This is a genomic window from Roseateles terrae (assembly GCF_014192155.1).
GTDB classification, from domain to species: Bacteria; Pseudomonadota; Gammaproteobacteria; order Burkholderiales; family Burkholderiaceae_C; genus Roseateles; species Roseateles terrae.
On the sequence record NZ_JACHXO010000001.1, the window covers coordinates 175483 to 194698 of the forward strand.

19 protein-coding genes are annotated in these 19216 nt (G+C 64.8%); 13 read left to right on the forward strand and 6 right to left on the reverse strand.

Going from position 1 to position 19216, the window contains the following annotated elements:
- Nucleotides 1–50 precede the first annotated feature (50 nt).
- Nucleotides 51–527 carry a transcription elongation factor GreA gene (gene greA / locus FHS28_RS00790; protein ID WP_058934852.1) on the forward strand — a complete coding sequence of 159 codons (477 nt, stop codon included), beginning with the start codon at nt 51–53 and terminating at the stop codon, nt 525–527.
- Complete coding sequence (locus tag FHS28_RS00795) at nt 527–958, forward strand: DUF4149 domain-containing protein (RefSeq protein WP_088449526.1); 432 nt, start codon at nt 527–529, stop codon at nt 956–958. Before greA ends, FHS28_RS00795 begins: the two co-directional genes overlap by 1 nt.
- 110 nt (nt 959–1068) lie before the next feature.
- Here FHS28_RS00795 and yhbY read toward each other — a convergent pair whose 3' ends face one another.
- Nucleotides 1069–1545 carry a ribosome assembly RNA-binding protein YhbY gene (gene yhbY / locus FHS28_RS00800; protein WP_088449765.1) on the reverse strand — a complete coding sequence of 159 codons (477 nt, stop codon included), beginning with the start codon at nt 1543–1545 and terminating at the stop codon, nt 1069–1071.
- Between the two features lie 90 nt (nt 1546–1635).
- Here yhbY and FHS28_RS00805 point away from each other — a divergent pair, with 90 nt between their 5' ends.
- The 11 genes from FHS28_RS00805 to phoR all read left to right on the forward strand — a co-directional run bounded on the left by FHS28_RS00805 (nt 1636) and on the right by phoR (nt 13948).
- On the forward strand, nt 1636–2307 hold the full coding sequence (locus tag FHS28_RS00805) for an RlmE family RNA methyltransferase (RefSeq protein WP_088449525.1): 672 nt from the start codon (nt 1636–1638) through the stop codon (nt 2305–2307).
- Between the two features lie 255 nt (nt 2308–2562).
- A complete protein-coding gene (gene ftsH, locus FHS28_RS00810) occupies nt 2563–4467 on the forward strand; it encodes an ATP-dependent zinc metalloprotease FtsH (RefSeq protein WP_088449524.1) in 1905 nt (634 codons plus the stop codon).
- A gap of 156 nt (nt 4468–4623) precedes the next feature.
- Nucleotides 4624–5472: a dihydropteroate synthase gene (folP, locus tag FHS28_RS00815; protein ID WP_088449523.1), complete on the forward strand. Its 849-nt coding sequence runs from the start codon at nt 4624–4626 to the stop codon at nt 5470–5472.
- Nucleotides 5473–5534: 62 nt separating this feature from the next.
- Nucleotides 5535–6869: a phosphoglucosamine mutase gene (gene glmM / locus FHS28_RS00820; protein WP_088449522.1), complete on the forward strand. Its 1335-nt coding sequence runs from the start codon at nt 5535–5537 to the stop codon at nt 6867–6869.
- A gap of 281 nt (nt 6870–7150) precedes the next feature.
- A complete protein-coding gene (gene pstS, locus FHS28_RS00825; protein WP_088449521.1) occupies nt 7151–8185 on the forward strand; it encodes a phosphate ABC transporter substrate-binding protein PstS in 1035 nt (344 codons plus the stop codon).
- Nucleotides 8186–8285: 100 nt separating this feature from the next.
- The gene (gene pstC, locus FHS28_RS00830; RefSeq protein WP_375140711.1) at nt 8286–9311 is read left to right on the forward strand and encodes a phosphate ABC transporter permease subunit PstC; all 1026 of its coding nucleotides are present in this window, start codon (nt 8286–8288) and stop codon (nt 9309–9311) included.
- Nucleotides 9308–10168: a phosphate ABC transporter permease PstA gene (pstA, locus tag FHS28_RS00835; protein ID WP_088449519.1), complete on the forward strand. Its 861-nt coding sequence runs from the start codon at nt 9308–9310 to the stop codon at nt 10166–10168. The genes pstC and pstA overlap by 4 nt, the downstream gene beginning before the upstream one ends.
- A gap of 59 nt (nt 10169–10227) precedes the next feature.
- Nucleotides 10228–11013 (forward strand): phosphate ABC transporter ATP-binding protein PstB, encoded by a 786-nt coding sequence (gene pstB, locus FHS28_RS00840; RefSeq protein ID WP_088449518.1) that lies wholly within the window; start codon nt 10228–10230, stop codon nt 11011–11013.
- A gap of 61 nt (nt 11014–11074) precedes the next feature.
- Nucleotides 11075–11782 carry a phosphate signaling complex protein PhoU gene (gene phoU / locus FHS28_RS00845; RefSeq protein WP_058934862.1) on the forward strand — a complete coding sequence of 236 codons (708 nt, stop codon included), beginning with the start codon at nt 11075–11077 and terminating at the stop codon, nt 11780–11782.
- A gap of 65 nt (nt 11783–11847) precedes the next feature.
- A complete protein-coding gene (phoB, locus tag FHS28_RS00850) occupies nt 11848–12549 on the forward strand; it encodes a phosphate regulon transcriptional regulator PhoB (RefSeq protein ID WP_088449517.1) in 702 nt (233 codons plus the stop codon).
- Between the two features lie 10 nt (nt 12550–12559).
- On the forward strand, nt 12560–13948 hold the full coding sequence (gene phoR, locus FHS28_RS00855) for a phosphate regulon sensor histidine kinase PhoR (RefSeq protein WP_088449516.1): 1389 nt from the start codon (nt 12560–12562) through the stop codon (nt 13946–13948).
- 145 nt (nt 13949–14093) lie between these two features.
- Here phoR and FHS28_RS00860 read toward each other — a convergent pair whose 3' ends face one another.
- From FHS28_RS00860 to trxA, 5 genes are all read right to left on the reverse strand, one after another.
- Nucleotides 14094–14537 (reverse strand): hypothetical protein, encoded by a 444-nt coding sequence (locus FHS28_RS00860; protein ID WP_184293951.1) that lies wholly within the window; start codon nt 14535–14537, stop codon nt 14094–14096.
- Between the two features lie 37 nt (nt 14538–14574).
- Nucleotides 14575–16224, reverse strand: a complete 1650-nt coding sequence (locus tag FHS28_RS00865; protein WP_088449514.1) for a hypothetical protein — start codon at nt 16222–16224, stop codon at nt 14575–14577.
- 186 nt (nt 16225–16410) lie between these two features.
- Complete coding sequence (locus FHS28_RS00870; RefSeq protein WP_088449513.1) at nt 16411–16677, reverse strand: type B 50S ribosomal protein L31; 267 nt, start codon at nt 16675–16677, stop codon at nt 16411–16413.
- Nucleotides 16678–16923: 246 nt separating this feature from the next.
- Nucleotides 16924–18186: a transcription termination factor Rho gene (gene rho, locus FHS28_RS00875; RefSeq protein WP_088449512.1), complete on the reverse strand. Its 1263-nt coding sequence runs from the start codon at nt 18184–18186 to the stop codon at nt 16924–16926.
- A 374-nt stretch (nt 18187–18560) separates the two neighbouring features.
- Entirely contained in the window at nt 18561–18887 is a 327-nt protein-coding gene (gene trxA, locus FHS28_RS00880) for a thioredoxin TrxA (protein WP_058934868.1), read from the reverse strand.
- Nucleotides 18888–19216 lie beyond the last annotated feature (329 nt).

The window sequence follows — 19216 nt, forward strand, 5'->3', positions numbered from 1 at the left end:
AATCCCTGGGCGGCAGCGGCGGTTTGTTTTGTCATTTCTAGGTTCAACACATGGCCACGATCCCCCTGACCAAGCGCGGCGCTGAAAAGCTGAAAGAAGAACTGCATCGACTCAAGACGGTCGAGCGTCATGCCGTGATCAACGCCATTTCCGAGGCTCGCGCCCAAGGTGACCTGTCCGAAAACGCCGAATATGAAGCGGCCAAGGACAAGCAAGGTTTCATCGAAGGCCGCATCCTCGAGATCGAAGGCAAGCTGGCGGCTGCGCAAGTGATCGACCCGTCCGAGCTGGACGCGGGCGGTCGCGTGGTGTTTGGCACCACCGTGGATCTGGAAGAAGAGGAAAGCGGCGCCGCCGTCACCTACCAGATCGTTGGCGACGACGAAGCCGACCTGAAGCAGGGCCTGATCTCCATCAGCTCGCCGATTGCACGCGCGCTGATCGGCAAGGAAGCCGGTGATGTGGCCGAGGTGCAGGCCCCGGGCGGCATCAAGCGCTACGAGATCGTCGACGTCCGGTATCTCTGATGCTGCTGCGGCTGAGGGCTTTGCTGGCGGCGCTGTGGGCGGGTGAACTGCTCACCGTGGCGTTTCTGGCGGCGCCCAATGCCTTTGCATCGCTGGAGCGGGCGCAGGCTGGCCTATATGTCGGCCGACTCTTCGAGATGGATGCGCGCATCGCGCTGGCCGCCGCCGTGCTGCTGGTGCTGATGGAGCGCCGGCTGCAGCGGGACGGCACGTCGACGGGTCCGGTGATGGGCCTGCCGCTGGTGCTGCCCCTGGTGGCGCTGTTCCTGACGGTGCTGGGCTACTACGGTCTGCAGCCGCTGATGGAATCGGCGAAGCAGGGGCTGGGGTCCTGGACCTTCCTGCAGCTGCATGCGGTGTCGCTGGCGATGTTTGGGCTGCGCACGGTGGCGGTGGTGGTGCTGGCGTGGCGAATCATGCCCAGGCAGTAATGCCCAGGCAGTCATGCGCAGCCATCGCTGCTGGCGCATCGTCACCATCCCAGCGGAAATAAAAAAGGACGGCAACATGGCCGTCCTTTTCTCGTGAGGAAGCGCCGGGCTCAGGAAGCGCTGGACTTCTTGACGCTGGTCTGGCGCGGCTTCTTCGCGCGCTTGATCTCGCCGCCCTGGGTGACGCGCTGGTTGCCCAGCACCTGCACCTTCTTGATCTGAGGGCGGTTGTTGCCGCTCTTGGAGAACTTGACGATCTTGACCGTCTTGGGGGCAGGGCGGGCGTCTTCACGCACGGCCTTTTCCTTCTCGGGCATCGGGCGCCACAGCACCAGCAACTTGCCGATGTGCTGGATGGGAGCGGCGTCCAGTTCCTCGGCCAGGGTGGCCAGGATCGATTCGCGACCGTCACGGTCGTCGGACATCACACGCACCTTGATCAGGCCGTGGGCCTTCAGGGCGGCGTCCACTTCCTTGGTCACGGCCGGGGTCAGGCCGTCGGCGCCGATCATCACCACCGGATCCAGATGGTGGGCGTCGGCGCGTTTGTCCTTGCGCTGGGCAGGAGTCAGTTGAATAGCAGGCATGGCGCGCATTATCCGTGAGTGGCGGACTTCGCGAAAGCGCCAGATGGCCGCAGCGGCGCCGCCTGCGGGACATTCAGGCAAAATCCCCTCATGAAAATCGACACCAAAAGCAAGAAGGTCAACAAGGCGTGGCTGAATCAGCACGTGAATGACCCCTATGTCCGGATGGCGCAAAAAGAAGGGTTTCGTTCTCGCGCCGCCTACAAACTGAAGGAAATCGACGAAGAATTCCAGCTGATTCGTCCCGGTCAGGTGGTGGTGGACCTGGGCGCCTGCCCGGGCGCCTGGAGCCAATACCTGCGCCGCCGCTTTGCGCCGAAGGAAGCGGGGGTGGGCGGCGCCGCTGCCGGCCAGCTCAATGGCCGCATCATTGCGCTGGACCTGCTCGAATTCGAGCCGATCGAAGGGGTGGAGTTCATCCAAGGCGATTTCCGGGAAGACGAGGTGCTGGCGCAACTGGAAGCGTCGCTCAACGGTGCGCCGGTGGATCTGGTGGTGTCGGACATGGCGCCCAATCTCTCCGGCATTGCCGCCACCGACGCCGCCCGCATTGCCCACCTGATCGAGCTGGCCCTCGATTTTTCCGCCCGTCACCTCAAACCGGATGGTGCCCTGGTGGCCAAGGTCTTCCACGGGGCGGGTTACGATGAACTGGTGCAGGCGTTCCGGGACCAGTTTCGCCGGGTCAAAACCGCCAAACCCAAGGCCTCCCGGGATAAATCTTCGGAAAACTTTCTCGTTGGCATCGGTTTGAAGCGCTGATCCTGGCGCAGGCAGGGCTCGAGACCTTGGGGTGAAAAGTTCGGAAAATCGCCAAAACCCTGATGAGATCGGCCTTCCACCCCCGATTCAGGTCGTCCCGGGGCCGATGATCATGGCAATATCTATCAACGGACATGGAATTGCCAATCAGGGGCGGGGACTTGACTGTCCTAGAATCAACCCCATGTACCGTCCAAGTCCTGCGCCTCGGAAGTTCGTCGTGGCTGCAGGGGACGGAAAGATGAAGGAGTCGCGGTGAACAATCAGTGGTTCTCGAAGGTGGCTGTGTGGATGGTGATCGCCCTAGTGCTGTTCACCGTCTTCAAGCAGTTCGATCGCAGCGCAACGCAGGGGAATCAGGTCGCTTACTCCGACTTCCTCGACGATGTGCGTGCCAAGCGCATCAAGCAGGTCACCCTGCAGGAAGGGTCCAGCGGCACGGAAATCGTCGCTGTGAACTCCGAGGGCGCCAAGGTGCGCACCACGGCCACCTACCTGGACCGTGGCCTGATCGGTGATCTGATCAACAACAACGTCAAGTTCGACGTCAAGCCGCGCGAAGAGCCGTCGGTCCTGATGGGCATTTTGCTCAGCTGGGGTCCGATGCTGCTGTTGATCGCCGTCTGGGTGTATTTCATGCGCCAGATGCAGGGCGGCGGCAAGGGCGGGGCGTTCAGCTTCGGGAAATCCAAGGCCCGCATGCTGGACGAAGCCAACAACTCCACCACCTTTGCGGACGTCGCCGGTTGCGATGAAGCCAAGGAAGAAGTGAAGGAGCTGGTGGACTTCCTCAAGGACCCGCAGAAGTTCCAGAAGCTGGGTGGCCGCATTCCGCGTGGTGTGCTGCTGGTCGGCCCTCCCGGGACCGGCAAGACGCTGCTGGCCAAGGCCATCGCTGGCGAAGCCAAGGTGCCGTTCTTCACCATCTCCGGTTCTGACTTCGTCGAAATGTTCGTCGGTGTGGGCGCAGCCCGCGTCCGCGACATGTTCGAGCAGGCCAAGAAGAGCGCGCCCTGCATCATCTTCGTGGACGAAATCGACGCCGTCGGCCGTCACCGCGGTGCTGGCCTGGGCGGCGGCAATGACGAGCGCGAGCAGACCCTCAACCAGATGCTGGTCGAGATGGACGGCTTCGACACCAACCTGGGTGTGATCGTCATGGCCGCGACCAACCGTCCGGACATTCTCGACCCCGCACTGCTGCGCCCCGGCCGTTTCGACCGCCAGGTGTATGTCACCCTGCCGGACGTGCGTGGCCGTGAGCAGATCCTGAATGTGCACATGCGCAAGGTGCCGGTCGGCCAGGACGTCCGTGCCGACATCCTCGCCCGTGGTACCCCCGGTTTCTCCGGTGCCGATCTGGCCAACCTGGTCAACGAAGCTGCCCTGTTTGCCGCCCGCCGCAATGGCCGCGTGGTGGACATGCAGGACTTCGAAAAGGCCAAGGACAAGATCATGATGGGCCCCGAGCGCAAGTCCATGGTCATGCCAGAGGAAGAGCGCAAGAACACCGCCTATCACGAGGCCGGTCACGCCCTGGTGGCGCGTCTGCTGCCCAAGACCGACCCGGTGCACAAGGTCACCGTCATCCCGCGTGGCCGCGCCCTGGGCGTGACCATGCAGCTGCCGGAAGGTGACCGCTACAGCATGGACAAGGAGCGCATGCTCTCGACCATCTCGGTGCTCTTCGGTGGCCGGATTGCGGAAGAAGTGTTCATGGACCAGATGACCACTGGCGCCAGCAACGACTTCGAACGCGCCACGGCCATCGCCCGTGACATGGTCACCCGCTACGGCATGACCGACGAGCTGGGCCCGATGGTCTATGCCGACAATGAAGGCGAAGTCTTCCTGGGCCGTTCGGTCACGAAGACGACCAACATGTCGGAAGAGACCATGCGCAAGGTCGACCAGGAAATCCGCAAGATCATCGACGAGCAGTACAGCACCGCCCGCCGCCTGATCGAGGAGAACAAGGACAAGATGCACGCCATGGCGACGGCGCTGCTCGAGTGGGAAACCATCGACGCCGAGCAGATCGACGACATCATGGGCGGCCGTCCTCCGCGTCCCCCCAAGGACTGGACCCCGCCGAGCAACAAGCCCGACAACGGCGGCACTCCTGCCGTCAGCACGGGCAGTGCCCACGCAGCGGCTTGAGCGCCTGCGGGCGATCCTGAAACCCTGACACGGGTCACCGCGGTCCGAATGCGGTAATCTTGAAAGGCCGGTTCCGATGAACCGGCCTTTTTCGTTGGTGCACTGTGGGGCGAGGGGCCTTGCACGGCGCCGACCCTGCCTCGATTGATCCGTCCCATGAGCGTTCGCCAGATCTGGAAAACCACCCGCTTCGACCTCGACCTGTCGGAGCGGCCGCTGGTCATGGGGATCGTGAATGTGACGCCGGACTCGTTTTCCGACGGCGGCCAGCATGACGACCCGGCGCGGGCCATCGACTTCTGCGAGCGGCTGCTGGGGGAGGGTGCGGACATCCTGGACCTGGGCGCGGAATCGACCCGCCCCGGTGCGCCCAAGGTGTCTGCGGACGAAGAATGGCATCGGCTGGAGCCGGTCCTCCGGGCGGCACTCAGCCTGGGCATCCCGGTGTCGGTCGACACCAGCAAGACCGAGGTCATGCAGCGTGCGCTGGACCTGGGCGTGGACATCATCAATGACGTCATGGCCCTGCGGGACGAGGGCGCCGAAGCGCTGCTGGCCAGCCACGCCGCCGCCGGCATTTGCCTGATGCACATGCGGGGGGATCCCGCCAGCATGCAGCAGCAGACCGCCTACACCGACGTGGTGGCCGAGGTGCGGGACTTCCTGCAGGCCCGGCTGGACTGCCTGCTGGGCCGCGGCGTGGCGCCGGAGCGCATCACGCTGGACCCGGGGTATGGCTTCGCCAAGACGGTGGAGCAGAACATTGCCCTGCAGCAGCGCCAATGGGAGCTGCTGGCGATGGGCCGCCCGCTGCTGGTGGGTTGGTCCCGCAAGAGCACGCTGGGCGCGCTCACCGGCCGCGCCGTTGACGAGCGCCTGAGCGCCAGCGTTGCCGCCGCCCTGGCCACCGTGGCCCAGGGCGCCCGGGTGGTGCGGGTGCATGATGTCGCCGCCACGGTGGACGCGTTGAAGGTCTGGCAGGCCTTCGTCAGACCAACGGCCTGAAATCCGCCCTTCGCATGGGCGACAATGACGGTTCCAGTTCGAACAGTCAGAGGTTGCTCCTTATGAGCCGGAAGTATTTCGGTACCGATGGAATCCGCGGTACGGTGGGTCAGACCCCCATCACCCCCGATTTCATGCTGCAGCTCGGCCACGCGGTCGGTCGGGTGCTCAAGCGGAGTTACGCCAAGCCCAGCGTGCTCATCGGCAAGGACACCCGCATCTCTGGCTACATGCTGGAATCGGCGCTGGAGGCCGGTTTTGCCTCGGCCGGCGTGAATGTCCTGCTGACCGGTCCGCTGCCCACGCCCGGCGTCGCCTATCTGACCCGGGCGCTGCGTCAGCACCTCGGGGTGGTCATCTCCGCCTCTCACAATCCGTTTGCCGACAACGGCATCAAGTTCTTCTCATCGAAGGGCGAAAAGCTGCCGGACGCCTGGGAGCTGGACGTCGAAGCGGTGCTGGAAGAGGCCCCGGTGTGGGTGGATTCCGCCAGCCTCGGCCGCGCCCGCCGCCTGGACGATGCCCAGGGACGCTATATCGAGTTCTGCAAGGCCAGTTTCAGCCCGGACCTCAGCCTGCGCGGCATGAAGCTGGTGGTGGATGCCGCCAACGGCGCGGCCTATCAGGTGGCGCCGTCGGTGTTTCATGAGCTCGGCGCCGAGGTCATCTCCATCGGCACCAAGCCCGATGGCTTCAACATCAACGACAAGGTCGGGGCCACTGCGCCGCAGGCCCTGGTCGCTGCCGTCAAGGAACATGGCGCCCATTACGGCATCGCCCTGGACGGGGATGCGGACCGGCTCCAGATGGTGGACGCCGAGGGCCGGCTGTTCAACGGCGATGAGCTGCTGTATGTGATGGTGGCTGACCGCCTGGCCCGTGGCGAGCGGGTGCCCGGCGCGGTCGGTACGCTGATGACCAACATGGCGGTGGAACTGGCGCTGCGCCAGCGGGACGTCGAATTTGTCCGCGCCAAGGTGGGCGACCGTTACGTGCTGGAAGAGCTGGCCAACCGGGGCTGGCAGCTGGGCGGGGAGGGCTCCGGCCACCTGCTGGCCCTGGACAAGCACACCACCGGTGACGGCATTGTCAGCAGCCTGCTCGTGTTGGAAGCGGTGGCGCGCAGCGGCCGTCCGCTGGCCGACCTGCTCGACGGTGTCACGCTGTTCCCGCAGACGCTGATCAACGTCCGCCTGCAGGCCGACCAGCAGGACTGGAAGGCCAATCCCGCCCTGGCTCGTACCGAAGCGGAAGTGACCGCCGAGCTGGGTGACCGGGGGCGGGTGCTGATCCGCAAGTCCGGAACCGAGCCGCTGCTGCGGGTGATGGTGGAAGCCAGCGACGCCGACCTGGCCCGCCGCTGCGCAGAGCGCCTGGTGGAAGCCGTCAAAGGCTGAGCACCGCTTCGATTCACCCCGGTCCAGCAGCCCGCTAGGCGAACATGACAGCGGGGTGAATCGAATATGACAAGTGGACGCTGGGGCAAGCCGCCCCGGCGTGCCCCCTTTGACCGCCCGCTTTGACCTCCCTAGGAAGGGTGGTGAAGGCCCAATTGGCCGGGCTTTGGGCGCTCTGCGTCACCTCCGCCGGGGCTGTCATAGTCGTCACGCTTGTGTCACATTCGGTTCATACCATCCGTTCCGTTCGCCAACAAACCTAGCGATAGGACTGAATGACCATGAACCAACTCCGTGCTGGCCTGCTCTTCGCCGCTTGCGCCACCGTCTTCTCGGTGGCCCAGGCCCAGGAAGTGACCGGTGCAGGTGCCTCCTTCCCGGCGCCCATCTACACCAAGTGGGCTGACGCATACAACAAGGCCACTGGCGTTCGCATCAACTACCAATCGGTGGGTTCGGGTGCCGGCATCAAGCAGATCCAGGCCAAGACCGTCGATTTCGGCGCTTCGGACGCCCCCCTTAAGGATGACCAGCTGGCCAAGGACGGCCTGGTCCAGTTCCCGACCGTGATCGGCGGCGTCGTGCCGGTGGTCAACATCGCCGGCGTGAAGCCGGGCCAGATCAAGCTGACCGGCCAGGTGCTGGGCGACATCTACCTGGGCAAGATCACCAAGTGGAATGACCCCGCCATCACCGCCCTGAACGCAGGCGTGACCCTGCCGGACGCGCAGATCGCCATGGTGCGCCGCGCCGACGGCTCCGGCACCAGCTTCCTGTTCACCAACTACCTGTCGAAGGTGAACGCCGAGTGGAAGTCCAAGGTCGGCGAAGGCACCGCGGTGAACTGGCCGGCTGGCGTGGGCGGCAAGGGTAACGAAGGCGTGGCCTCGTATGTGTCGCGTCTGCCGAACTCGATCGGCTACGTGGAATACGCCTACGTCAAGCAAAACAAGATGACCTACGTTCAGTTGAAGAACGCCGACGGTCAATTCGTCAACCCGAGCGATGACGCCTTCAAGGCCGCCGCTGCCGGTGCCAAGTGGAACGAATCGTTCTACCAGGTGCTGACCGAGCAGCCCGGCAAGGAGAGCTGGCCCATCACCGGCGCCACCTTCATCCTGATGCACAAGCAGCAGGAAAAGGCTGCCACCGCGCAAGCCGCCCTGAAGTTCTTCGACTGGGCCTACACCCAGGGCGACAAGATGGCTGACGACCTGGACTACGTGGCACTGCCGACGTCGGTCAAGGACCTGATCCGGAAGCAGTGGGCGGACAACCTGAAGGACGCCTCCGGCAAGGCCATCAGCCTGAAGTAATTCGGCACCTCTGAGTGCAGCCCGGTGTCCCTGAACGGTCACCGGGCTTTTGCACAAGAGAGAAGAGAAGAAGTACCCCACAGCAACCAGCGGAGGCCCCGTGGCCGCAATACTCCCAGCCAACACCATCGACCGTCAGCGAGGCGACGAGCGAGCCCATCCCCACGGCCGCCCGCCCGCCCGGCGCCGCGTCGCCCCCTGGGCGGACACCGTTTTCTCCATGCTGGCCCATGGCGCTGCCTGGCTCACGCTGGCGATGCTGGTTGGCATCATCCTGTCCTTGATCATGGGCGCCGCGCCGGCCATCAAGCAGTATGGGCTGGGCTTCCTGGTCAGCAGCGACTGGGATCCGGTGCAGGAGAAGTTTGGCGGCCTGGCCATGATCTATGGCACGCTGGTGACCTCGTTCCTGGCGCTGGTGATCGCCGTGCCGGTGAGCTTCGGCATTGCGCTGTTCCTGACGGAACTCGCCCCGGGCTGGCTGCGCCGCCCGCTGGGCATCGCCATCGAGCTGCTGGCCGCCGTGCCCTCCATCGTCTACGGCATGTGGGGCCTGTTCGTCTTCGGCCCGCTGCTGGCCACCTATGTGCAGCAGCCGCTGCAGAGCCTGCTGGGCAACGTGCCGCTGCTGGGCACCCTGGTGTCGGGCCCGCCGGTGGGCCTGGGCATCCTGTCGGCCGGCATCATCCTGGCCATCATGATCATCCCCTTCATCGCGTCGGTGATGCGTGACGTCTTCGAAGTCACCCCCGCGATGCTCAAAGAGTCCGCCTACGGGCTGGGCTCGACCACCTGGGAAGTGGTCTGGCGCGTGGTGCTGCCCTACACCAAGACCGGTGTCATCGGCGGCATCATGCTGGGCCTGGGGCGCGCCCTGGGCGAGACCATGGCCGTCACCTTCGTGATCGGCAACACCAGCCAGCTCAACTCGCTGTCGCTGTTCGAGGCGGCCAACACCATCACCTCGGTGCTGGCCAATGAATTCGGGGAATCGGGTCCCGGCAGCCTGCATCAGGCCTCGCTGCTGTACCTGGCCCTGGTGCTGTTCTTCATCACCTTCGTCGTCCTGGCCTTCTCCAAGGTGCTGCTGAACAAGCTCAAGAAGAACGAAGGAACCCGCACATGAGCGCGACCACCGCCGGCCGCATGGCCATGTACAACAAGCGTCGCCGCATCAATGTGCTGGCGCTGTCCCTGTCGATGGGCGCCATGTCCCTCGGCCTGATCTGGCTGGTCTGGATCCTGTTCGAGACGATCACGCAGGGCGTGGGCGGCCTGAGCTGGGCCACCTTCACCCAGATGACCCCGCCGCCGAATTCCGAAGACGGCGGCCTGGCCAATGCCATCTTCGGCTCGCTGATGATGGTGGTGCTGGCCACCGTGATCGGCACGCCGATCGGGGTGTTGTCCGGCGTCTATCTGGCGGAATATGGCCAGAAGACCTGGCTGGGCAACAGCGTGCGTTTCATCAACGACATCCTGCTGTCGGCCCCGTCCATCGTCATCGGCCTGTTTGTCTACAGCCTGATCGTCATCCGGTTCCGTGGCTTCTCCGGCTGGGCCGGGGTGGTGGCGCTGGCGCTGATCGTGATTCCGGTGGTCATCCGCACCACCGAGAACATGCTGAACCTGGTGCCCAGCGCCCTGCGGGAAGCGGCCTATGCCCTGGGGACCCCCAAGTGGAAGGTCATCCTGACGGTCACGCTCAAGGCCGCCCGTGCGGGTGTGCTGACCGGTGTGCTGCTGGCGCTGGCCCGTGTGTCTGGCGAAACCGCGCCGCTGCTGCTGACCGCCTTCAACAACCGCTTCTGGTCCACTGACCTGTCCGGCCCGATGGCCAACCTGCCCAAGGTGATCTTCGACTTCGCCATGAGTCCCTATGAGAACTGGCGACAGCTCGCCTGGGCCGCGGTTTTCATCATCACCATCGGCGTGCTGCTGCTCAACATCGCAGCGCGTGTGTTGTTCAAGAACAAGCATTGAGCGGGCGCGCGCGCTGAAGCGCGCCGCCCACTGTCAAACGAATTCATAAGGCCCTGACCATGGACGCCAAAGTCGATATGCCGGTGACCGAGCGCTCGAAGCTCTCGGTGAAGAACCTGAACTTTTATTACGGCAGCTTCCACGCGCTGAAGAACATCAATCTGGACATTCCGGAGAACAAGGTGACCGCCTTCATCGGTCCCTCGGGCTGCGGCAAGTCCACCCTGCTGCGCACCCTCAACCGCATGTTCGAGCTGTATCCGGAGCAACGCGCCGAAGGCCAGATCCTGCTGGACGGGGAAGACATCCTCACCAGCAAGGAAGACGTCTCGCTGATCCGTGCCAAGGTGGGCATGGTGTTCCAGAAGCCGACGCCGTTCCCGATGTCCATCTACGACAACATCGCCTTCGGCGTGCGTCTGTTCGAAACCCTCTCCCGCGTGGAGATGGACGAGCGGGTGGAGTGGGCGCTGAAGAAGGCCGCGCTGTGGAACGAAGTGAAGGACAAGCTGAACCAGAGCGGCTCGGGCCTGTCCGGCGGTCAGCAGCAGCGTCTGTGCATTGCCCGCGGTATCGCGATCAAGCCGGAAGTGCTGCTGCTGGACGAACCCTGCTCGGCGCTGGACCCGATCTCCACGGGCAAGATCGAAGAGCTGATCCACGAGCTCAAGCACGACTACACCGTGGCCATCGTGACCCACAACATGCAGCAGGCGGCCCGCTGCTCGGACTACACCGCCTACATGTACCTGGGCGACCTGATCGAGTTCGGCCCGACCGCCGAGCTGTTCATGAAGCCCAAGCGGAAGGACACTGAGGACTACATCACCGGCCGTTTCGGCTGATCCCCGTCCCCGTGCCCCGGGCGGCGCCCGCTGCCCCGCTCCACAAGAACAGGAGAACTCCATGACCGACAAGCATCTCTCCACCCAATTCGACGCCGAACTGAGCGGCATCTCCACCCGCGTGCTCGAAATGGGCGGCCTGGTGGAATCGCAGGTGGCGCAGGCCATCGAGGCCCTGGGCACCTTCAGCGGCGAGATCGCCAGCCATGTGCTCAAGCAGGAAGAGCTGGTCAATACGATGGAAGTGGAGATCGACCGTGATCTGTCCACCATCATCGCCCGCCGTCAGCCCACCGCCCGCGACCTGCGCCTGCTGATCGCCGTCTCCAAGACCATCGCCAACCTCGAGCGCGTGGGGGACGAAGCGGCCCGCATCGCTCGCACGGTGCAGCGTCTGATCAACACCGGTGTGTCCAGCCGCCTGCGTCTGCCGATGGCGGACCTCTCGTATGAAGCCGAACTGGCCACCGCCTCGCTGCGCAAGGCCCTGGATGCCTTTGCCCGCCTGGATGTGGACCGCGCCCTGGAAGTGCTCAAGCAGGACGACCAGATCGACAAGGAATTCGACGGCCTGATGCGCAAGCTCATCACCTACATGATGGAAGACCCGCGCACCATTTCCTCGAGCATCGACCTGGTGTTCGTGGCCAAGGCGATCGAGCGCGTGGGCGACCATGCCAAGAACCTGGCCGAAGTGATCATCTATGTGGTCAAGGGCACCGACGTGCGTCACAACACGCCCGACGCCGTTGAAAACATGGTGCGCTGACCCGCGTGGGTGAGCCTGAGAAGTCCTGAGAAGTTGAGAGAAGTCGAGAAAAAGGGGACCCGCGAATGAGCCGTATCCTGGTCGTTGAAGACGAATCCGCGATTGCCGAACTGATCTCCATCAACCTGCGGCACGCCGGTTTCGAGGTCACCCTGGCGGCCAATGCCGAGCAGGCACAGCTGGAAGTGGACCGGGTGCTGCCCGATCTGGTGGTGCTGGACTGGATGCTGCCGGGTCAGTCCGGCCTGGGTCTGGCCCGTGCCTGGCGCGGGGCGACCCGCACCCGGGAGCTGCCGATCATCATGCTGACGGCTCGCGCGGAAGAAGCCGACAAGGTGTCCGGCCTGGATGCCGGCGCCGACGACTACCTGACCAAGCCGTTCTCCACCAATGAGCTGCTGGCCCGCATCCGTGCGGTGCTGCGCCGCAAGGCGCCCGAGGCGCTGGATTCGGCGGTGGACGTGGGCGGCCTCGTGCTCGATCCGGGCACCCGCCGCGTCAGCCGGGAGGGCGTCGAGGTCAAGCTGGGCCCGACCGAATTCCGTCTGCTGCATTTCTTCATGACCCATCCGGAGCGGGTGCACAGCCGCTCGCAGCTGCTGGACCGGGTGTGGGGCGACCATGTGTTCATCGAGGAGCGCACCGTGGACGTCCATGTGAAGCGTCTGCGTGAAGCCCTGGAGAAGGTCAACTGCCAGCGCATGATCGAAACGGTGCGAGGCGCCGGTTATCGCCTGACCCAACAAAGCAGCGCGCTGTCCGCTTGAGCCGCGCCCGATGAGCTGGTTGTTGTCGCGGGTGCTGATGCTGGTGCTGGGCACCGGCATCGGCGGGTGGATCGGCTGGTGGCTGGGGCACTGGATGCTGGCGCCGCAACTGGCGGCGGGTCTGGGGGCCGGCGTCGCCGTGACGTTGATGGGCCTGTGGGACGCGGCACGCGCCCACCGGCTGGTGAACTGGCTGCGCGGGGATCAGACCGAGGACGCGCCGCGGCTGGGCGGCATCTGGGGTGAGATTGCCTACCGGATGGAGCGCGGGCTGCGTGACCGGGAACGCCGGTACGAGCGTGAGCGGCAGCAGCTGGAGCAGTTCCTGCAGGCGATGGAAGCGTCGCCCAATGGCGTGATCCTGCTGGACGATCAGGATCAGATCCAGTGGTGCAACACTCTGGCGGCCGATCATTTCCAGCTGGACCCGCAGCGCGACAAACTGCAGCGCATCACCAACCTGGTCCGTTATCCGGCGTTTGTCTCGTATCTGCAGTCCCGGCAGTACAACCATCCGCTGGCCTTGCAGAACTCGCGGGGCAGGGCCCATCTGCAGGTCCTGATGCGGGACTACGGCGTGGGCGGCGAATGCCGGCGACTGATCCTGTCCCTGGATGTGACCGACCGGGAGCGCAATGAATCAATGCGGCGGGACTTCGTGGCCAATGTGTCCCATGAGATCCGCACGCCACTGACGGTGCTGGCGGGCTTCATCGAGACGATGGCCAGCCTCAATCTCACCGAGGCCGAGCGCAAGCGGGTGCTGCACCTGATGCAGCAGCAGACGCAGCGCATGCAGACGCTGGTGGGGGATCTGCTCACGCTGGCGCAGCTGGAAGGCAGCCCGCGTCCGGCGCCGGATCACTGGATCGCCCTCGATCCCTTGCTGGCGCGGGTGTCGGCGGATGCGCATGCCTTGTCGGCCGGCCGGCATGAGCTGGTCTGCGACCGGCTGACCCAGGTGGAAGTGGCCGGCGTCGAAACCGAGCTGCTGAGTGCCATTGCCAACCTGGTGAGCAATGCGGTGCGCTACACGCCGGAAGGCGGGCGCATCGAGGTGCACTGGCGCTGGCTGGGCGAGAAGGGCGGCGAAGTGGCGGTGGTGGACAACGGGCCCGGCATTGCGCGGGAACACCTGCCGCGCCTGACCGAGCGCTTCTACCGGGTGGACGGCAGCCGCTCACGCGATACCGGCGGTACCGGGCTGGGGCTGTCCATCGTCAAGCATGTGATCCAGCGGCATGGCGGCGAGCTGCGCGTGGACAGCGAACCGGGCAAGGGCTCGACCTTCCGCCTGCTGTTCCCCGCGACCCGTCTGCGGCATGTGGACGCGCCCGCGATGGGGGACGAATCGGCCCCGGCGATGCTGGCGGCGAGAGAGGACGACGAGGCGGCGTGACCGCGCCAGGGAGGGAGCGCGCCAGCGGGACGGCGACGTCCTGCGGTGACGGGCGCTGCTGTCCTTCAGCGCCGTCGCTTCGCCAGTTCTTTTCGCAACGGCCTTTGGTGCTGTCCGGTAGCCGCGATGGGGCAACCGCCCCGCGTCAGGGATGCTGCGGCGGACGAGGTTCGGGACAGCGGGCGTCCGACTGCTCGACCAGCATCGTCGCAACCTCTTCCCCGGAGGTGACGATCCGCAGGCAGCGCTTCGCTTTGCGGTAGTGGAAGATGCAGAGCGCGCGGTCCATGGCGCAGCTGTCCACCTCACCGATGCCGGCGCGCAGGAGGGCGGATTCAACTCCTATCGGCTCGCCATCCCCTTGGACGGCGTGCGTCTTGACCGGCCGCCAGCCGTCCTTCAACAGCTGTTTGCGCGCTTGTAAAAAGTTTGCGCCTTGCTGCACCGGCGCGGCCTCGGCATTCGCTCTCTGCGGCGCCGCCATCGGCTTTGTCATCAGCGCCGTCATCAGTGCCGCCAACAGCGATGGCACAAGCGATGACAACCGCGGAACGAGTGCACGGCGCCAGCCCTGAATGAAGTGGGGCATCCGCGTCTCCTGCATCAAGGTTCCGGCGCCTCGAATCTCACGGCTGCCGCTGCAGCACGATGAAGCTGCCGGTCCGATCCGTCGGGCGGCGCACGATGGCTTCCACTCGCCAGCCGGGCGGTGCCACCGGCGCCCCGTCGCCCTGTGCAATCAGGCCGGCGTGGCACTGGGAGGCTTCCAGCGTCCGGGTCGCATCGACCTTCCACTTGCCCTGGAACTCCAGTGCGGCCAGCACATGCAGCGGTACGCCGGGGGCGGCAATGCAGTCGACCTGCGTGGGCAGATGGGCGCCCACACGATCCACCAGCGGCGAGTTGCTGCGGGCGTAGTTCAGCGGGTGCAGGCCCAGCGTCATCGCCAGCAGCCAGCTCAGGGCGACGCCACCGGCGGGCAGCGCCAGACTCTTCCAGATCGCATGGCGATGCCGCGCCGTGCGCCAGCGGACCAGCCAGATCCAGGCCAGCGTGCCCAGGATGGCGCTCACGAAGGTCAGCCATCCGAACTCCGGCTGGTAACCCTGGGCCAGTCGCCGCACATTGGCGAGGAACTTGGCGGGCCAGCCCAGTTGCAGCGCGCTGTAGTAGAGCCACAGGAAGATGGCGCCGGCGCTGAAGAAGAACACCGAGAACCAGTCGAGCAGGGCGCTGGCGCTGCGCTGGAAGGTGGGCAGGGCGAAGCTGGCCAGCACCGCGAGCGGCGGCAGCGCCAGCAGCAAGGCGCGATCGTCCGCATCCATCATCAGGCTGCAAACCAGCGGGATGGCGCCGGTCAGGATGGGCACCGACACATGGCGGCGCTGCAGGTGGCCGCGCCAGCGCCAGAGGGACCACAAGGCCAGCGGCCATGCCGGCCAGCAGAACCAGCCCACCAGACGCAGCCACGCCCACAGGCTGCGGGCATTGGCATCGATGCGCCAGGCCCAGCCATGCATCGGCCAGGCGACGACAGCGGCCAGCAGCACCGCGCCCAGCAGCCAGGGCACCAGTTTGCGGGCTTCTTCGTAAATGGAGCGGTGGCTCAGCCACAGGGCGCCCACCGACAAGGCCACGGCCACCGCTGGCGCGCCACTGGTGGCCAGCACTGACAGCGACAGCAGCAGCGCCAGTCGCGCCTTCCAGCGCCGGAACGGTGCGGCCGCCAGGGCATACATCAGTAGCGAGATGCCCACCAGTTGCAGAATCTCAGGCGTGGTCTCGTGGCCCAGTCGCAGCAGGCCGATGCTGGCAATCAGGGCCAGCAGGCTGCCGTCCGCCATGGCGCGGGCGTAGTCGACTGCATGGGCTTCGCCGCCAAAGGCGAAGGCCACCGGCTGGGCCGCTTCGGTCCGCGCCAGGTGCAGACAGGTGTACCAGACCAGTGCCAGCACCGCAGCCAGCAGCAGCCCGAAGGGGATGCGGGCGGCCGTGGAGGGTTCCAGGAACGGCATCAGCTTGATGAAAGCGGCGCCGATCCAGTAGGGCAGCAGGCCGCCTTCGGCCGGGATGCCGGCAATGGCCGGTTGCGCCCAGGAGGCATGGCCCTGGGCAATGCTGGCCATGAATCCGAACGCCGACAGATCGGCATTGCGCCAGGGATCGCGGCCAAACAGGCCGGGCAGCACATACGCGGCACACAGCAGCAACAGGGGCCAGCGCGGGATGGGATGGGCGCTTCGCTCGGCCACAACGGCCGGGGTGGGCAGATTCATGCGCGTCTGTCTCGTTGTCGTTATCGGGGACGGTGGCGATCATGCCGCAGATGCAGCGGGGGCGTGATCAACTTTGCATGAAAAAAGGCAGCCGTGGAGGCTGCCTTTTTGACCAGGCTGCCCAGAAGGCCGCCATGGTGAGCCAGACAACCTGAGGGCTGCCGGCATCGCGCAGATGCGCTTGAATTACTTCTTGGTCGGGGTGAGCTTCGCAAACTTGTTGCGGAACTTCTCGACGCGGCCGCCCAGGCTGTCCACGCTCTTTTGGGTGCCGGTGTAGAACGGGTGCGATTCGCTGGAGGTTTCCAGCTTGACCAGCGGCAGTTCGCGGCCATCGTCCAGCTTGATGGTGTCCTTGGTCACCACGGTCGAACGGGTGATGAACTGGAAACCGTTGGACAGGTCCACGAAAGCGACGTCGCGGTAGTTGGGGTGAATGCCTTCTTTAGCCATTTTGGAAACCTCGCTGTGATGCCGCCAGCCACATCGCACCGTGCGATGCACTTGTCGACAGCGGAAAAACGGCGAGTATAGCGGAAAAGAGGGGTGGGCCTCAATCACGCACTGCGGCGCTCACCAGGAATGGGCGGCGCCAATGAGAAAGCCGCCCGGAAGGGGCGGCTTTCGTGAAGTCCTGACGCCAGGCGGATGCGGGAATCGCCGCCGTCCGGGTCTGCGACCTGCGGTGCAGCTGACGAATCAGCCGCCGCGGCGCATCATGTCGAAGAAATCATGGTTGTTCTTCGACGACTTCATCTTGTCGAGGATGAACTCCATCGCCTCGATCTCGTCCATCGGATAGAGCAGCTTGCGCAGAATCCAGGCCTTTTGCAGGATTTCCGGCTTGAGCAGCAGCTCTTCACGACGGGTGCCCGACTTGTTCAACAGGATGGACGGGTAGACCCGCTTTTCGGCCATGCGGCGATCCAGGTGGATTTCGCAGTTGCCGGTGCCCTTGAACTCTTCGTAGATCACTTCGTCCATCTTGGAGCCGGTGTCCACCAGGGCGGTGCCGATGATCGTCAGCGAGCCGCCTTCTTCGATGTTGCGGGCCGCGCCGAAGAAGCGCTTGGGGCGCTGCAGGGCGTTGGCGTCCACACCACCGGTCAGCACCTTGCCGGAGCTGGGCAGCACGTTGTTATAGGCGCGGGCGAGGCGGGTGATCGAGTCCAGCAGGATGATCACGTCCTTGCGGAGTTCAACCAGGCGCTTGGCCCGTTCGATCACCATCTCGGCCACCTGCACGTGGCGGGCGGCCGGCTCGTCGAAGGTTGAGCTGATCACTTCGCCGCGCACCGTGCGCTGCATTTCGGTCACTTCTTCGGGGCGTTCGTCCACCAGCAGCACCATCAGGTGAGCGTCGGGATAGTTGGCCGCGATCGAGTGCGCCAGGTGCTGCATCATCATCGTCTTCCCGCTCTTGGGCGGGGCGACGAGCAATGCGCGCTGGCCTTTGCCCAGCGGGGCGATCAGGTCGATGATGCGGCTGGTGATGTTGTCATCGCCGCGAATGTCACGTTCCAGCTTGAACTGCTCTTTGGGGAAGAGCGGTGTCAAGTTCTCGAACATGATCTTGTGCTTGGACTCTTCGGGCGTCAGGCCGTTGACGCGGTCCACCTTCACAAGCGCGAAGTAACGCTCGCCGTCCTTCGGCACGCGCACTTCGCCTTCGATCATGTCGCCGGTGTGCAGATTGAACCGGCGGATCTGGCTGGGCGACAGATAGATGTCGTCCGTCGAGGCCATGTAACTGGTCTCGGGGGAGCGCAGGAAGCCGAAGCCGTCCGGCAAGACCTCCAGCACGCCGTCGCCGAAGACTTGCTCGCCGGCTTTGGCGCGTTTTTTCATGATCGCAAACATCAGCTCCTGCTTGCGCATGCGAGCGACGTTGTCGATCTCCAGTTCTTCGCCCATTTTGATCAGGGCGGAGACGTGAAGCGCCTTCAGTTCAGAAAGATGCATAGGGTGACCCGGTCTGTCGTCCAGAACCTGCCAAGGCCAGGGACACAAACAACGGCGAGTCCAGGCGCCCCGCGGCCCTCCATGGCGTCCATTGCCATGCCGGACCCGGCGATCGCAAGGGATGAAACCTTGACGGTCGCCGGTCTGGTGACTTCATGCGCTGAAGCAGGGCAGGGCCGGAAGGTCTGCGCGCTTCAACGGGAAGCTGAGGGACATGCGGGAGCTTGGGCGCCGAGTCCACGCGCTCATCCGGAGTGCTTGCCAAACGGTGCGGTGAAGCTGTGCGGTGAAGCACATTCGTCTGACGCTCAACCCGGGGCGGGCGTGGTGGCAACAGGTCCGCAGGGGCGCTCGGCCCACTGCGGATGGGGAGATTATAGGTGGGCGTCCAGGAAGGACGTCAACTGCGCCTTGTTCAGGGCACCGACCTTGGAGGCGACCAGCTGGCCGCCCTTGAACAGCATCAGGGTCGGAATGCTGCGGATGCCGTACTTGGCGGCGACTTCGCGGTTGTCGTCCACATTCAGCTTGGTGATGCTGACGCGGTCTGCGGAGGACTGGGCCACTTCTTCCAGAATCGGCGCAATCATCTTGCAGGGGCCGCACCATTCGGCCCAGAAATCGACCAGCACCGGCTTGTCGGCTTGGATGACGTCGCTGTCGAAGGACGCGTCGGAAATGTGTTTGATCTGTTCGCTCATGAAGGAGTCCTTGCTGAAACCCGTTGGCTGGCCCGAGGCGGGGATCCAGGCACAATGATTCTTACACAAAGCCCTGAGCCCGCTTGTCGAGTGGGTACTCGACCTACATAGGGGTGATCGGGCCCAACACAAGATGGCCATTCCGGCCGGCACCTGCTCAGTTGTTTCTGATCACCTGTTTCTGATCACCTGTTTCTGCTTACCTGTTTCAGTTCACCTGTTTCTGCTCACCAGTGCCTGTGACCCACCCCAGCGATCTTCCTCCGGCTTCACCGCCCGCTTCACCGCGCGATTTGCCGCCTGATTCCGCGTTGTTGCCGCTAGAGGAG